At 62.4% G+C, this 15,058-nt stretch carries 16 protein-coding genes; 11 read left to right on the top strand and 5 right to left on the bottom strand.

Going from position 1 to position 15,058, the window contains the following annotated elements; genetic code table 11:
- Nucleotides 1-14: 14 nt before the first annotated feature.
- Nucleotides 15-1,031, bottom strand: a complete 1,017-nt coding sequence (locus tag ACOQOT_RS12260; RefSeq protein WP_420559542.1) for an alpha/beta fold hydrolase — start codon at nt 1,029-1,031, stop codon at nt 15-17.
- Between the two features lie 292 nt (nt 1,032-1,323).
- On the opposite strand from ACOQOT_RS12260, the gene ykgO reads away from it, so the two are divergent.
- The 6 genes from ykgO (at nt 1,324) to ACOQOT_RS12230 (ending at nt 5,853) form a co-directional block, all read left to right on the top strand.
- Nucleotides 1,324-1,449, top strand: coding sequence for a type B 50S ribosomal protein L36 (ykgO, locus tag ACOQOT_RS12255; RefSeq protein ID WP_045447145.1), 126 nt, complete (start codon nt 1,324-1,326; stop codon nt 1,447-1,449).
- Nucleotides 1,450-1,577: 128 nt separating this feature from the next.
- Entirely contained in the window at nt 1,578-2,195 is a 618-nt protein-coding gene (locus ACOQOT_RS12250; RefSeq protein WP_420559541.1) for an HAD family hydrolase, read from the top strand.
- On the top strand, nt 2,192-2,845 hold the full coding sequence (locus tag ACOQOT_RS12245) for an HAD family hydrolase (protein ID WP_420559540.1): 654 nt from the start codon (nt 2,192-2,194) through the stop codon (nt 2,843-2,845). Before ACOQOT_RS12250 ends, ACOQOT_RS12245 begins: the two co-directional genes overlap by 4 nt.
- A gap of 71 nt (nt 2,846-2,916) precedes the next feature.
- Nucleotides 2,917-3,975 (top strand): saccharopine dehydrogenase family protein, encoded by a 1,059-nt coding sequence (locus tag ACOQOT_RS12240; RefSeq protein ID WP_420559539.1) that lies wholly within the window; start codon nt 2,917-2,919, stop codon nt 3,973-3,975.
- A 97-nt stretch (nt 3,976-4,072) separates the two neighbouring features.
- Nucleotides 4,073-4,768, top strand: coding sequence for a tetratricopeptide repeat protein (locus ACOQOT_RS12235; RefSeq protein WP_420559538.1), 696 nt, complete (start codon nt 4,073-4,075; stop codon nt 4,766-4,768).
- A gap of 83 nt (nt 4,769-4,851) precedes the next feature.
- Nucleotides 4,852-5,853: an alpha/beta fold hydrolase gene (locus ACOQOT_RS12230; RefSeq protein ID WP_420559537.1), complete on the top strand. Its 1,002-nt coding sequence runs from the start codon at nt 4,852-4,854 to the stop codon at nt 5,851-5,853.
- 38 nt (nt 5,854-5,891) lie between these two features.
- Here ACOQOT_RS12230 and pyk read toward each other — a convergent pair whose 3' ends face one another.
- From pyk to ACOQOT_RS12215, 3 genes are read right to left on the bottom strand one after another with little or no spacing between them, the layout of a single operon-like run.
- The gene (pyk, locus tag ACOQOT_RS12225) at nt 5,892-7,325 is read right to left on the bottom strand and encodes a pyruvate kinase (RefSeq protein ID WP_420559536.1); all 1,434 of its coding nucleotides are present in this window, start codon (nt 7,323-7,325) and stop codon (nt 5,892-5,894) included.
- 5 nt (nt 7,326-7,330) lie between these two features.
- Nucleotides 7,331-7,801: a DUF1036 domain-containing protein gene (locus ACOQOT_RS12220; protein WP_420559535.1), complete on the bottom strand. Its 471-nt coding sequence runs from the start codon at nt 7,799-7,801 to the stop codon at nt 7,331-7,333.
- A 26-nt stretch (nt 7,802-7,827) separates the two neighbouring features.
- Complete coding sequence (locus ACOQOT_RS12215) at nt 7,828-9,108, bottom strand: glycerate kinase type-2 family protein (RefSeq protein WP_420559534.1); 1,281 nt, start codon at nt 9,106-9,108, stop codon at nt 7,828-7,830.
- 43 nt (nt 9,109-9,151) lie between these two features.
- Between ACOQOT_RS12215 and ACOQOT_RS12210 the strand changes: the two genes are divergently transcribed.
- The 5 genes from ACOQOT_RS12210 (at nt 9,152) to ACOQOT_RS12190 (ending at nt 13,205) form a co-directional block, all read left to right on the top strand.
- On the top strand, nt 9,152-10,006 hold the full coding sequence (locus ACOQOT_RS12210; RefSeq protein ID WP_420559533.1) for an N-formylglutamate amidohydrolase: 855 nt from the start codon (nt 9,152-9,154) through the stop codon (nt 10,004-10,006).
- Nucleotides 10,007-10,029: 23 nt separating this feature from the next.
- Nucleotides 10,030-10,341, top strand: coding sequence for a DUF1244 domain-containing protein (locus ACOQOT_RS12205; protein WP_420559532.1), 312 nt, complete (start codon nt 10,030-10,032; stop codon nt 10,339-10,341).
- A gap of 121 nt (nt 10,342-10,462) precedes the next feature.
- Entirely contained in the window at nt 10,463-10,729 is a 267-nt protein-coding gene (locus ACOQOT_RS12200) for a DUF2312 domain-containing protein (RefSeq protein WP_045447128.1), read from the top strand.
- Nucleotides 10,730-10,889: 160 nt separating this feature from the next.
- Nucleotides 10,890-12,647 carry an alpha/beta fold hydrolase gene (locus ACOQOT_RS12195; RefSeq protein WP_420559531.1) on the top strand — a complete coding sequence of 586 codons (1,758 nt, stop codon included), beginning with the start codon at nt 10,890-10,892 and terminating at the stop codon, nt 12,645-12,647.
- 117 nt (nt 12,648-12,764) lie between these two features.
- Nucleotides 12,765-13,205 carry a hypothetical protein gene (locus ACOQOT_RS12190; RefSeq protein ID WP_420559530.1) on the top strand — a complete coding sequence of 147 codons (441 nt, stop codon included), beginning with the start codon at nt 12,765-12,767 and terminating at the stop codon, nt 13,203-13,205.
- A 103-nt stretch (nt 13,206-13,308) separates the two neighbouring features.
- Here ACOQOT_RS12190 and ACOQOT_RS12185 read toward each other — a convergent pair whose 3' ends face one another.
- A complete protein-coding gene (locus ACOQOT_RS12185) occupies nt 13,309-14,799 on the bottom strand; it encodes a sigma-54-dependent transcriptional regulator (protein WP_420559529.1) in 1,491 nt (496 codons plus the stop codon).
- Between the last annotated feature and the right edge of the window lie 259 nt (nt 14,800-15,058).

Below are 15,058 nucleotides of genomic sequence, written 5' to 3'. Positions count from 1 at the left end.
AAGGCGCGGTGGCCTTATTCCGCCGCCGCGCAGAGGTCACCGGTTTTGGGGGCGCCAGCCTTTGCGCCGAGCGCGCCTTCCGCTTCCCAGGAGCTCATCAGCGCGTGAACGGCGCTGGAAAAAGCGATGGGCTGGTCCAGCATGATGTGGTGCTGGGCATGGGGAATGGTGAAGATCGGCGCATCGGGCCGGGTCTTGCGCATGAAGGCGATGGTCTCGGGATCATAATCCTTGCTCTGCGCGCCGTAGATACCGGCGACCTTGCAGGGCATGGTGCGGTACATCTCGGCATGGTCCGGGCCCATATGCAGGCCTTCATAGGCGAAGGGATCGAATTTCCAGGTCCAGCCGCTCGCCGCTTCCGGGCCGCGGCCCCGGTCTTCGCCTTCTTTCACTTCGATGAGCGAATGGCCGCCGATGTAATCCAGGATATAGCGGTTCACGCAGTCCTGCAGCGGGGCAAGGCGGAAGCGGGCCGCCGCCGTTTCGAAATCCGGATAGATGCGTGTTGCCCGGCGCGGGGGATCGTTCTTAAACCATTCCATCGCGTTTTCGGGCGGGCAGACGCGGAAGTCGCAGAGCATGACGCCGCCGAGCCGGTCGCCATAAAGGCCGCCGGTGATCAGTGTGACGAAACCGCCGAAGGAATGGCCGACAATGACCGGCTTTTCGCCGAGCCCGCCTTCGAAGGCGACGGCGGCGATGGCATGAGCATAGGTCTCGCGGGTATATTCGGTGCGCCAGCCGCTATCGCCCATGCCCGGCAGGTCCATGGAGGCGACGTTATAATCGTCCGTGAGCTGGGGAGCGATGAAGTCGAACCAGCGCGCATGGGCGCCGTTACCATGAACGAAGACGAGGCCCGGCCGGTCCGCCCGCTTCGCTTTCCAGAACCGGTAATGGATTTTCGTGCCCTCGGAAGTCACGAACCGGGTTTCGCCTTCTTCGGCCAGCGCCTTGCGGAACCAGTCCGGGCGGTGGTGAATGAGGTCTTCTTCCGGAAAAAGGGCGATTTCTGGCTGGTTACTCATGATAATTCCGTAAAAATGGCGCCTGCGTCATCTTTTGCGCCATGGTCTAGCGCGGCTGGCCGGGCTTTGCAAAGCCTGGATGGGGCCTACATGGGACCTGCATGGGACGCTGGGAAGCATATGGGGGCGGCCTGGTGGCAAAAAAGCCCGGAAAAGGCGCTGTTTGCCCGGTTGACAGGGGGGCATTCTCCCCTTAGGTTCCGCGCCCAGTTTCCAATTTCCGCCGGTCGCCGGGTGCGGGCGCTTTTCAGCCTGTCCCAATGCCCAGCGAACCATCCCAGAGGACGGGCCCATGAAAGTCAGAAATTCGCTTAAGTCGCTGCGCAGCCGCCATCGGGACAACCGTATCGTGCGCCGCAAAGGCCGTCTTTATGTGATCAACAAGACGAACCGCCGCTTCAAGGCCCGCCAGGGCTAAGCGAGGCGTGGCAGCCGCTTCGGCGCTGCGATAGAGTTTGAAAAGGCCGTGCCTTCGGGTGCGGCCTTTTTGTTTGGCATAATGACTTTCGCGATTCGGCCAAAACCGGAGAAGGTGGGGAGGAGAGCTTGAGCGGCATTACCCATGTGGTGTTCGATATCGGCAATGTGCTGGTGGAATGGAACCCGCGCCATCTTTACCGCAAGCATTTCGAGCGGGAGGCGGAGATGGAGGCCTTCCTTTCCAACGTGTGCACCATGGACTGGCATATCGCCCATGATGCCGGCGTCTCTTTTGAGGAAAATGCCGAGAAGCTGAAAGCCCGCCATCCGGATCATCATGGGCTCATCGACATCTGGGGCGCGCGCTATCTGGAAATGTCGCCCGGCGCGGTGCCGGGCATGGAAGCGCTAGTCGGAACGCTGAAGGAGAAAGGCTTCGCGCTGCACGGCCTCACCAATATGCCCTCAAGCATCTATCCCAAGCTGCACGCGCTTTATCCGGCCATGCAGGCGCTGGAGGTGACGGTCGTCTCGGGCGAGGAAAAGACGCTGAAACCCGATCCCCGGCTTTATGAGATTCTCATCGCCCGTGCGGGACTACCCGTTCAACGCACGCTTTATATCGACGATTCCGCGCCCAATGTGCGCACCGCCGAAAAGCTGGGCATGTACGGGCATCATTTCCAGAATGCGGATGGGCTTGCCCGCGAGCTTACTCAGCTCGGGCTTTTGGAGGTGTCATGAGGGAAGGGCGCCCGAAGGCCGTTATCTTCGATATGGGCAATGTGCTGATCGGCTGGGATGCGCGCGCCCGCTACCGCGCGCATTTCGATAGCGACGCGGCGCTCGATGCGTTTTTCCGCACGCTCTTCCGCGAGATTTACGATGCCGTTCACGACGATGAGCGGGAGATGGAGGCCTGTCTTGCGCCGCTGAAAGAAAAGCATCCTCATGCGCGTCATCTCATCGAGGTCTATGAAAAAGACTGGGGCTCGTTTCTCACTGGGCTCATTGAGGAAAGTGTCGCGCTTGTCCATGCGCTGCATGGGGCAGGCATCAAGCTTTACGGATTGACGAACTGGCCGCATCAGGTCTGGCCGCCGCACCGCGCCGTGCCGGGCACGAAGGCGCATTATGCGTTCCTGGACCTCTTCGAGGATGTGTTGGTGTCGGGGCAGGAACGTTTGCGCAAACCCGATCCTGAAATTTACCGGCTGGCGCTTTCCCGGTTCCGGCTTTCGCCGGGCGAGGCGCTTTTCGTCGACGATCTGGCCGAGAACATCGCCGCCGCCGAGGCACTTGGCATGCATGGGCATGTTTTCGAGACCCCAGCAGGGCTTCAAGGCGCGCTTTGCGCGCATGGGCTCTTGCCAGACAAGGGACGGGCGGGATAGGAAACCTGCCACTTGAATTTTCACTGCGCCGCTGCGAGTGATTAAGGCGCGCAGTATGGAGGAGAAAGACCATGCCTGATCGTATCCTGATCTACGGAGCGACCGGCTATACCGGTAAACTGGTTGCCCGTACGGCCAAGCAGCAGGGGCTGCGGCCCATTCTGGGCGGGCGCAGCCCCGCCAAGCTGAAAAGCGTGGCCGGCCAGGTCGCTTTCGAGCACCGCACCGTGGACCTGAACGACCGGGCAGGTCTTGAGAAAGTTTTGAAGGAGGTCGATGTGGTCCTGCATATTGCCGGCCCCTTCTCCCAGACCTCCCGGCAGATGGTCGATGCCTGCATCGCAACGGGCACGCATTATCTCGACATTACCGGCGAGATCGATGTCTTCGAGGCGTGCGCCGCGCGCGATGCGGAAGCCAAACAGGCAGGCGTCATGCTGATGCCCGGCGTCGGCTTCGACGTCGTGCCCTCCGACTGTCTTGCCGCGCATATGAAACGGCGCATGCCCGATGCCAGCGAGCTGACGCTTGCCATTTCCGGCCTCGGCTCCATGTCGCGCGGCACGGCGAAAACGGGGGTGGAGAGCATCCGCTTCGGCACGCGCATCCGGCGCGAGGGCAAAATTCTTTCTTCCAAAGCCCCGCTCGTGCGTGAGATCGATTTCGGCCAGGGCGTGAAGAAAAGCGTTGCCGTGGGCTGGGGCGATGTTTCGACCGCTTACCATTCGACCGGCATTCCCAATATCACGGTCTATTTCGAGGCAACGGCGCAGCTTGAACAGGCGGCGAATATCGGCCCCTTCCTGCGCTGGCTGCTCAGCACCGGGCCGGCCCAGCGGATGCTGAAGAAAAAGATCGATCAGCAGCCGGAAGGTCCGGACGATGCCCAGCGCGCCGAAGGTTATTCCATCCTGCTCGGCGAGGCGGTGAACGCGGCGGGCGACCGGGTGGTTTCGCGCCTGCGCACGCCGGAGGGCTATTCGCTGACCGCGCTCACCTCGCTGGAGATCGTGCGCCGCGTCATGCAGGGCAATGCGGTGCCGGGCTATCAGACACCTTCAAGTGTTTTCGGACCCGATTTCATTACGGAATTCCCGGGCTGCGAGCTGGAAGACCTGAATTCGGCCTGATGTCATCACCGGCTTGTGATGGGGCGGGGGGAACCTTTTCAGGTTCTTTTCGCCTGCCCCATGGCCAAGCGGCCTCTTGCGCACTATCGTTGAGGTCATGAAGCCCCCTGTTCTCACTGCCCTGATGGGTGGTCTTTTCTTTGCGGTAATGACAAGCGCTGCCCAGGCGGAAACCGGGCAGGGGCTGAAGGAACGCTTTGGGCTGACGCCGGATGCGCGCCCGGAGGCAGTGGAGCCTGAGGCGGGAGCGGAGGCTGGCAAAGAAGCTGCGCCTTCCAAGGATGCTTTGCCGGCGGATGAATTTGCCTCGCGCGAGGCGTTTCTCGATTCCCTTTTCGACCGTTTGAAAGAAGCCAAAAACCCCGAACAGGCCAAGATCGTGGAAGCGGCGATCTGGAAGCTCTGGACGAATTCGGGCAGCGCCAGCATCGATTATCTGATGGATCAGGGGCTCGGCGCCATGGCGGCGGGCGAGCAGGGCGAGGCGCTGATTTATTTCACGCAAGTGACGACGCTCGCGCCGGGCTATGCGGAAGGCTGGTCGAAGCGCGCCACGCTTTATTATCTGATGGAAGATTATCAGCGCGCGCTCAAAGACATCGAACAGACGCTGCGCCTCGAGCCGCGCCATTTCGGCGCGCTGGGGGGGCTCGCGCTTTTGCTCAATGAGCTGGGAGACAAGGAAGGGGCGCTTTCCGCTTACCGCAAGGTGCTGAAGGTCTATCCTCATCTGCCCGGCGCGCAAGAAGCGGTGGAGCAGCTTTCCGAAGAAGTGGAAGGCCAGGGTATTTAAGCGCTGCGCCGCCGTCCTATACTCTCACTTCAGTGATGACCGGTGATGCTGCCCGAAAGGCAGAGTGAGCGCAGGGGTTTGATGTGTCGTTTCTTTTCTGGATTGCCGGCGCGCTTGGCGCGCTTCTGATTGCCGCTTTTGCCTATTCCGCTTTCATGAACGGGCAGGCGGCGGAGAAATATCCCCCGCTCGGCAAGTTCGTCGAAGTGAAGGGCGCGCGGCTTCATTATGTGGAAGCGGCGCCGGAAGGCGGCGGCAAGGGCGTGCCGATCGTGCTTATTCACGGGGCAAGCGGGAACCTGCGCGATTTTATGGTCTCTATTTTTCCCGGCCTTGCCAAGGAGCACCGGGTGCTTGCTTTCGACAGGCCCGGCCATGGCTGGAGCGAGCGGCCCGGTATCGAGGATATTCACGACCCGGCCCGCCAGGCGGAATTGATCCGCGATGCGCTGCTTAAACTCGGCATCGAAAAGGCCGTGGTGCTCGGCCATTCCTGGGGCGGGGCGGTGGCGGCCGCCTATGCGCTGCATTTTCCCGAAAACCTTGCCGGGGTTCTTGTCATGTCCGGGGCGACGCATCCCTGGGAGGGCGGGGTCGCCTGGTATCATTCGGTGGTGCGCACGCCTCTCATCGGCGGGCTTTTTGCGCGCACGCTTGCGGTGCCGGGCGGGCGGTTTCTCTCGCAAGCCGGGATCGCGGGGAATTTTGCGCCCGATCCCGCGCCCGACGGGTTCGGTGCGGATATCGGCCTGCCGCTGCTTTTCCGCCCGGCCAATTTCAAGGCGAACAGCGAGGATACGGGCAATCTCAAATCCCATCTTGCCCGCCAGTCGAAACGCTATGGCGAAATTTCCGTGCCCACCATCATTCTGACCGGCAACAGAGACCGGACGGTGCGCGCCAAAATCCATTCCTATGTGCTGCATGAGCAGATCGAGGGATCGGAACTGATCAAGCTGAAAGGCACGGGCCATATGCCCCATCATGTGCATGGGGGCGTGGTGCGCGAGGCGCTTTCGCGCCTGGCAACGGGCGGGGCGCTGCGCCCCGGCCTCCATGAGATCGAGGCGCCTGAGGTGCGCTAAAAGATCCGGGCTCCGCTAAAGAACAGAGGCGGCGGGCTTTAGCCCACCATGCCGCCTTTTTCCCCCACAAAGGCCACGCGCAGCATGTTCGTGGCGCCGGGCGTGCCGAGCGGCACGCCTGCGGTGATGATGATGCGCTGGCCGCGCTGGGCAAAGCCTTCCCGGAAGGCGATGCGGCAGGCGCGGTCCACCACATCGTCAAGGTTTTGCGCGTCTTCGGTAAGAACGCAGTGCAGCCCCCAGACAAGCGCGAGGCGCCGGGCGGTCTCGGTGATCGGGGTCAGCGCAATGATGGGAAATTGCGGGCGCTCGCGCGCGGCGCGGATGCCGGTCGAGCCGGAATTCGTCCAGCAGACGATGGCTGCGGCATTGAGCGTATCGGCAACGGTATGGGCGGCTGCGGAAATCGCATCGGCGCTCGTTGCCTCCGGCTCCGTGCGCTGGCCGTAAATGATGGAGGAATAGTTGGGATCGTCCTCCACCTCGACGGCGATGCGGTTCATCATCTCCACCGCCTCGATGGGATAATCGCCCGCCGCCGATTCAGCCGAAAGCATGATGGCGTCCGCCCCTTCGAAGACCGCGGTCGCCACGTCCGAGACTTCCGCGCGGGTCGGCATGGGCGAGGAGATCATGGATTCCAGCATCTGCGTTGCTACGACCACGGGCTTGCCGGCCTTGCGGGCAAGGCGCGTGATGCGCTTTTGCCAGCCGGGCACCTGTTCGATCGGCAGTTCGACGCCAAGGTCCCCGCGTGCCACCATGAGCCCGTCGGCAAGATCGAGAATGCCGTCAAGCTCGGTCAGCGCGTTGGGCTTTTCGATTTTCGCGATGATGGCGGCGCGCCCGCGCGCCAGCTTGCGCGCTTCGGCGACGTCGTCCGGACGCTGAATGAAAGAAAGCGCCAGCCAGTCGATGCCGAGCGAGAGCGCGGCTTCCAGATCCGCGCGGTCCTTGTCCGAAAGCGCGGAAAGACCGAGCGTCGCATCGGGCAGGTTGACGCCCTTGCGGTCGGAGAGCACGCCGCCTTGTAGGACTTTCGTGACGGCGTAATCGGCTTCGGCTTCCTTCACTTCAAGACGGATGCGTCCGTCATCGAGCAGCAGATTACGGCCCGGCGCAATGGCGGCGAAAATTTCCGGATGCGGCAGGTTTACCCGCGTGACATCGCCCGGCGCAGTATCGAGGTCGAGGCGGAAGCTTGCCCCTTCCTTCAGCTCCACCGGGCCGTTTGCGAATTTGCCGACGCGCAGTTTGGGGCCTTGCAGGTCCACCAGAATGCCGATGGGCCGGCCGACTTCCGCTTCCACCTGGCGCAGATAGCCATGCATCTTTTTCAGCCCTTCATGGTCCAGATGGCTCATGTTGAGGCGGAAGGCATCGGCGCCGGCATCGTGCAGCGCGCGGATGCGCTCGGGCGTGTTCGTTGCCGGGCCAAGGGTCGCAAGGATCTTTACGTTACGGCGGCGCATGTTTTTTACCTGTCTTTCGGTTCCGGCATATTGCCCTGGCTGCGGGCGGAGAAAGGAATGTCGAGACGCCAGTCTAGCGCGGTGCCGGTATCAACTTCATGAAAACCGGCGCGCGCATAGCCGCGTCCGGTGCAGTCCGACCTGCCTTTGATGGTGAAGGCGGTGGGCGAAATGCACAAGGGGGCAGACCCGCCCCAGATCCGTCCTTGCCGCGTATCGACGGCATGAAGATAATAGAACCGGGCGGTGAGCTTGCCTGCGAGCAGCTTTGTACAGCTTTCCGGCGCCAGCTGCCACCAGCCTTCCGACACCCAGTCCTGCCCGTCATGATAGCCGAGCGCTGCGGAAAGCGGCACGGCAAGGCGGTTACAAACGCTGAGATCGGCGCGTGCCGGAGGCGCAGCGGAAAGAGCGATGATGAGCGCGCCCGCAAGAGGTGCTGCGATAGAGAAGAACCTTGCGGGCAGGGAAAACATCCGGGGAACTCTGAATTAGGCGCGACTCAACGGCTGGGAAGGACGAGAATAGCGCGGAAATCGTTCACATTCGTAAAAGTGGGGCCGGGGGTGAGAAGCGTCTCCGCCGCGCGCAGAAAATCACCCGAGGCATGGCGGGAAAGCGCCTCTTCCCCGCTCAGGCCGCTTGCCGCGCCGCGCGCGAGTGTTTCAGGCGTGATAAGCGCGCCGGCCGGGTCGTCTTTTTCACCGCTGCCGCCATCATTGCCGTCCGTATCCCCGGCAAGGGCGAAGATGCCGGGCGCGCCTTCAAGGGCAAGGGCGAGCGCCAGGGCATATTCCTGGTTGGGTCCGCCATTGCCGGGCACGGCGTCTTTGTCCATCGTCACCGTCACTTCACCGCCGGAAAGAAAAAGCTGCGGCGGCCCTTTATAGGCGAGCGCAAGCTTTGCATGGGCGCGGGCAAGATCGCGCGCTTCGCCTTCCAGCGCATCGCCAAGCAATGTGACGCCGAGCCCGGCGGCGCGCGCTTCCTCCGCAGCTGCCGCGAGCGCATCTTTGGGAGCGGCGACAATTTCGTAGCGTTTGTTTTTGAAGGCAGGATTGAGCGCACGCGGGGCCTCCGGCGCCGCCTCCAGCGCTTTTTGAAGGGCGGGCGTGAGAAGGCCCCGCGACTTTAAAACGGCAAGGGCCTCTTCGCGTGTCCCTTTAGCCGGCACCATGGGGCCGGAGGCGATGGCGGCAGGATCGTCCCCTGCCACATCGGAAATGGCGAGGGTGAGGGCGGGGGCGTTGATCGCGGCGGCAAGGCGTCCGCCTTTTACTTTCGAGAATTGCGCGCGCACCTTGTTGATGTCTTGAATGGGCGCGCCGGAGCGCAGGAGCGCGCGGGTCAGAGCCTGTTTTTCTTCAAAGGAAACGCCGTCGATGGGCGCGGTCATCAGCGCCGAGCCGCCGCCGGAAAGAAGGACGAGCACGAAATCCTCCGGCCCGGCCTCGCGGGCAAGGGAAAGCAGTTCCTGCGTGGCGGCAAGGCCGGCGGCATCGGGCACGGGATGGGCGGCTTCCACCGTGCGGATGCGGGCGGTGGGCAGCGCGTGCCCGTAGCGCGTGATGACGAGGCCGCTTAAAGAGGGGTGGTCCGCGTAAGCCTTTTCCACGGCGAGCGCCATGGCGGAGGCAGCTTTACCTGCGCCCAGCACGATCAATTTTTTGTTGGCAGGCAGTGCGGGAAGATAGGGCGGCAGGCAGGTTTCGGGCTGCACATGGGCAATGGCGCGCGCGAAAAGGCGCGGTAAAAAAACAGCCGGGTCTTCCAGAAAAGCCATTGGCCCCGTTCTCCTTGGCGCGCGGCGTGATTATATTGCGGCCATGCTGACCGAAACCCCGCCTTCTCCTATCCTGAAATCCGCCTCTTTGAAACCGGGCCGCGACGGCGCGGTTGAAGTGATCGAGGGCGCGGCCCGCACCGGGCTGCTTTTGCTCTGCGATCACGCTTCCAATGCCTTGCCGGAAGGATATGGCACGCTGGGGCTTGCGGAAGAAGAATTTTCCCGCCACATCGCCTATGACATCGGCGCGGCGGAAGTGACGCGGCGCCTTGCGGAGATGATGGAAGCCCCGGCGCTGCTCGGGCGCTATTCACGCCTCCTCATCGATCTAAACAGGGGCGAGGACGATCCGACCCTTGTCATGAAGCTGTCGGATGGAGCAATCGTGCCCGCGAACCGGCTCGTCGATCCTTACCGGGACGCGGAAGAATTTCAAAACCGCCTGACGCGTTTTCACCAGCCCTATCACCGCGCCGTTGCGGGCGCGCTTCAGCATTTAAGCGCACGCGGCCATGTGCCGGTGATCATTTCCATTCACAGTTTTACACCGGCCTGGCGCGGGGTGCAGCGGCCCTGGCATACGGGTGTGCTCTGGGACCGCGATCACCGCGTACCGGATGCGCTTTTCGAAGGCTTTGCGCGGGAAGGCGGTTTGACCGTCGGCGACAATCTTCCCTATATCGGCTATTTGAAAGGCGATACGCTTTACCGGCACGGCACGGTGAACGGCTATGCCCATGCGCTGATCGAAATCCGCCAGGATTTGATCGCCGCGCGCGAAGGACAGGCGGAATGGGCCGCCCGCCTTGCCCGCCTGCTGACCCCCATTCTGGAGCGCGGCGATATTGCCCGCGTTCAGCATTTCGGCTCGCGCAGCCATGAGGCGCGCGGGTAAGGATCATTTGAAAGGAGCCGCTCATGACGAAGGACATCGACAAGCAGACGGAAACGGAATTGCAGGCCGCCGCCTTCCGCCGGCTTCTGGCGCATCTGGATGAACGCAAGGATGTGCAGAATATCGATCTTATGATCCATGGCGGCTTTTGCCGCAATTGTCTGGCCGATTGGTACAAGGAAGCGGCGGAAGAAAAGGGCATCGCGCTCGACAAGACGGAAGCGCGTGAGATCGTCTACGGCATGCCCTTTGCCGAATGGAAAGAAAAATACCAGGCCAAAGCCAGCCCCGAACAGATCGCCGCTTTCGAGGCAGCGCAGAAAAAACATGGGTAATAGCTGGGCTTAGACGGCATCCGCAATTTGCGCGTGAGCGGCGCTTGCGGGCGGAGGGCGGCGGCGCTATGTTGCCGCTCCTTAAATTTCAGTACCAGTTTGACGAGCGGAGACTTTCCTCATGGCGGACGGAAACGCGCCTGCGGGCGCAACGACCATCGCCCAAGATCAATTGCGGGCCTATATCGAACGGATCGAACGCCTTGAAGAAGAAAAGGCTGCGATTGCCGCCGATATCAAGGAAGTCTATGCGGAGGCCAAAGGAAACGGCTTCGACACCAAAGTCATGCGCAAGGTGATTTCTTTACGCAAGAAAGATCAGGCCGAACGCCAGGAAGAAGAAGCGGTGCTGGAACTTTATCTGCACGCGCTCGGCATGCTGGGCTAAGCGCGAGGCTTCTCGCGCTGTCTTGTTTCTAAAAGGCCGTTCCGAAGGGGATGGCCTTTTGTTTTGGTGCGGGGTAGCAGGGCGTTTTCTTTCTGCGTAGTCTTGGCCTCATGTCGGCTGCCATTGTCAGGCGGCGCATCTGGGGGCGTAAGACGAGGGGATGAGCAGCGCACCGATAGGCGGTAGGGCGCATGGCCTAGGCGAGGGAGAGGAGGCGCGCGCGCCTTATGCGCTTCTCTCCGACGTGATCGCCAGTCTTTATGCCTATGCTGCCGATCCGGAAAACTGGGAAGACCTCTTGCGTTTCACCGAGCTTGTGGACCGCAAGGAAGAGAGCCTGCCCAAAGACCTTCTCGCCGAAATTTCCCGCCATCTGGAAGAAGCCGCGCGCCTTGCTGAAGAACGCATGGCGCAAAGCGAAGCATCCGGGGCGCAGCCGCCGCCTGCGGCTTTTCTGGCGCTCGATGGGCGCGGGCGTCTTCTTACTTTCAACGAGGCGATGGCCGCGCAGCTTCGCCCCCTCACTGGCGCGCTTGAAGAAGGCGCGACGCTTTCCTGGAACGCGCGCGAAGACCGCAGCGCATTTGAAGAGGCTTTCGCGGCGCTAAAAGATGGCGCGGGTGCCCGGCTGGTGCGGCTCAATATTCATGCGCCCGGCACCTTGCCGGTTTTCGGGTTCCTGCTCGACGGCGCGCGGCTGCCGCAAACGGGCCTGCCGCTTTCCGCTGCGCTCAGCCAAGAAGCGGCGGTGGTGTTTCTCATGCCCGCCCGTGCGCTCAGTTTCGATGAAGAGGTGCTGTCGGCCTCGCTTCTCGGTCTTTCTCCGGCCGAGGCGCGGCTTGTGGGCGAGCTGACGCGCGGCCTGGCGCTCAAAGAAGCGGCCCGCGCGCTCGGCATTTCGCCCAACACGGCGCGCAATCAGCTGGCAAACGTCTTCGAAAAATTCGGCCTCAACCGGCAGGGCGATCTCATCCGCCATGTCGCCGAGCTTATGGTGCTGGGCGCGCATCTTTCAGGCGTGCGGCAAAGCCCGCCCGAGAGCGATGCACGCCTTTATGTCGAACTGCCGGATGGGCGCCGGCTTGCTTATAGGGAATATGGCGCGCGCGAGGGCAAGCCTGTGCTCAATCTCGTACCGGCGATTACGGGCAGCTTTCTGCCCCGCCGCAAGGCTGAAGCGCTACAGCGCAGCAACATCAGGCTTATCCGTGTGGAGCGGCCGGGAACGGGCGGCTCCACCTTCGATCCGGACATGACGATCCAAAGTTTTGCGAAAGACCTGCGCGTCTTCATGGATAGGCTGGGGCTTGAACGCGCCCTGCTTTACGGCTCGGCCTCGGCGGCGCCCTTCGTGCTTGCCGCGGCCAGCGAGCTTGGCGAGCGGGTGGAGCGGGCCGGGCTCGCTGCGCCGCGCATCGATGTCCATCTTGAAAAAGACTACCGCAACAATCCGGCGCTTTCTTTTTATGGCAGCCTCATCCGCAATGGCTGGCTGCGGCGCGGCGCGCTGCAGCTTCTGCGGCAAAAGCTTTCGCGGAAAATCCTGAGCGGCATGATGCAGCGCTTCTTCCAAAGTGCGCCGGCGGATGCCGCGCGGCTGAAGGCGGACCCTGCCCTGGCGGAAGAGCTTCTTGATGCGCTTTATGATTCTCTCAGTCTGCAGGTGGAAGGGGTGATCCGGGAAAGCGAGCTTGCCTCGGGCGGCTATCAGCTCGACCCGACGCAGATCCGCTGTCCGCTCCATGTCTGGCTCGGCGGGGAAGATACGCAGGTGCCGCTGGAAGAGGCGCGGGAAGGCATTGCCCGCTTTTCGCCCGCGAGCCTGCGCGTCTTCGAAGGCGAGGGGCATCTCATCAGCGCCGCGCGCCTTGCCGAGATATTGGACGAGCTTGTTCACGCATCCTCAAAGGCCGGTTAGCCGGCTTTCTTTTGCCTCCTGGTATATCTGTACCATTCCGCCCTTTTGCCCTTCTGGGCACTCTCCCTTTCAGACAGTCACCCGCCCGCGCTGCGGGCGGCAGGGAAGGGGATAGATATGGTTCGCGTAACAACTCAGCCGGCCAGGTGCCGGGCAAAACCAGCGGTCAGCCTTCTGGCCTCGGCTTTTTTGCTCGCCGCCTGCCAGACGACGGGGCAGCAGCAGTCTTTGCAGGTGCAGCAGCCGGGCGATGCCAGTATGAGCTGCGCGCAGCTTGCCAGTGAAATCGGCGCGATGGATCAGGTTATCGGCGAGGCGGGCGCTGCCGAAACCGAAGGCCAGCTCACCGGCGCGGGCATTGCCGTGGCCGAGCAGGCGGCGATTTATGGCGGCGCGGGGGCGGCGCTCGGCCGGGCCTTGCCGGCGGCGTCCGTTCTCAGCGGGTTCCTCGGCTCGACCCAGCAGGCCGCCCAGCAAAGCGCCAAGGAACGGGCTCAGGCCGCACAGCTGCGCCGGACCTCGCTGATGGGCATTTATCAGGGCCGCGGCTGTTCCTGAGTTTGACTGCTGGTAGCCGACGTCCCCAGCGAAGGCCGCCAGTAGAAAGGGGCGCCGCTTGCGGCGCCCCTTTGCATTCTCCCGGTTTGGATAGTCCGTGAGACTATTCACCCCTCACATCAAGGCCGAGATCGCGGACCTTGCGGTAAAGCGTCGAGCGGCCGATGCCGAGCCGCCGGGCGACTTCGGACATGTGGCCTTTATATTTGTCGATGGCGAGGCGGATGAGATCGGCCTCCACGTCTTCCAGACGGCGCATGTTGCCCTGCTCGTCCATGACGGAGACGCCATCGGAAATGTTGGACATGGCAAAATCGGTGAGCGTCTGGCGGAAGCCGCCGCTTGCTGCCGCGCCTTGCATGACGGGCATGGGCGTTTCGGCGGGCGCGGGCGGGGTCGCATCGAACCCGTCGAGCTGCGAGGCGATTTGCGGGAAATCGGCGATTGTCAGTTCGGCCCCGTCCGCCAGCACGATGGCGCGGAAGATGGTGTTTTCCAGCTGGCGCACATTGCCCGGCCAGTCATAGGCATTGAGCATCTGCATGGCGTCTTGCGAGACGGCGGCGATGTTCTTGCCTTCCTCGGCGGCCAGGCGGCTGACGAAATGCGAGACAAGCTCGCCCAGATCCTCCCGCCGCTCGCGCAAGGGCGGAATGTTGATCGGAAAAACGTTGAGCCGGTAATAAAGGTCTTCGCGGAAATGGCCCTGCTTCACCATCTCGATCATGTCGCGGTTCGTGGCCGAAATGAGGCGGATATCCACTTTCACCGGTTTCTTCGCGCCGATGGGATCGACCTCGCCTTCCTGAATGGCGCGCAGCAGTTTTACCTGCATATCTAGAGGTAACTCGCCGATCTCGTCGAGAAAGAGCGTGCCGCCATTCGCTTCCACGAATTTACCGGCGTGTTTTTCGCTTGCCCCCGTAAAGGCGCCTTTCTCATGACCGAAAAGAATGCTCTCGATCAGGTTTTCCGGGATCGCGCCGCAGTTGACGGTCACGAAGGGCCGGCCCGCGCGGTCGCTCTCGCCCTGAATGGCGCGGGCGAAGACTTCCTTGCCCACGCCGCTTTCCCCCTCGATGAGAACGGGGATGTTGGACTGGGCGGCCCGGCGGCCGAGCTTCAGCGCGTTGCCCATGGAGGGTGCGCCGGCAATGATGTCGTCGAAGGTGAGCTGGCCTTGCGCTTTTTTCTGCAGCCGGTTGATCTCGCCGGTAAGCGCGGTGACTTTCAGCGCATTGCGGATGGAGACATGCAGGCGCTCGGGGCTGACGGGTTTGACGACGAAATCGTCGGCACCCGCGCGCATGGCTTTCACCACCGTCTCGATGCCGCCATGGGCGGTGAGCACGATGACGGGCAGGGACGGGTGCTGCGGGCGCAGGGCTTCGAGCACTTCCATCCCGTCCATGCCGGGCATGACGAGATCGAGAATCATCATGGAGATGTCCTTGGCGTGAATGCCGCCCATGATCTCCATGGCCTCGGTGCCGCTTTCAGCCGTGAGCGTCCGGTAGCCGTCGCGTTTTACTACTTCTTCGAGAATCCGCCGCTGTGCCGGATCGTCATCGACGACGAGAATCGTCTGAGCCATGCCTTTGTCCCCAACAGAACCTTTATGCGCCCGCTTTTGCCGCCCGGCCGGCTTGAATACCGAAAGAGCAAGGCGGGCAGGCGCGCCGCGTCAATTTCCGGGGCATGGTGGCGGGCAAGTGGTAAAGGCCGGTTTAAGGCGGGAAGAGTTTTGTGCCGGGAAGGCACGATAAGGAAACTTATCGTTAATTTGCGCGTTACCATGGCAAAGCGCAGAAAAGCTAGAGATTTCCTTGGAATACGGGTGTTGCGGTCAAGTG

Source organism: Tepidicaulis sp., from assembly GCF_965222285.1.
Lineage (GTDB): Bacteria > Pseudomonadota > Alphaproteobacteria > Parvibaculales > Parvibaculaceae > Tepidicaulis.
Note: the sequence above shows the minus strand (reverse complement) of the source record. Positions and strands in the feature narration are given on the sequence as shown.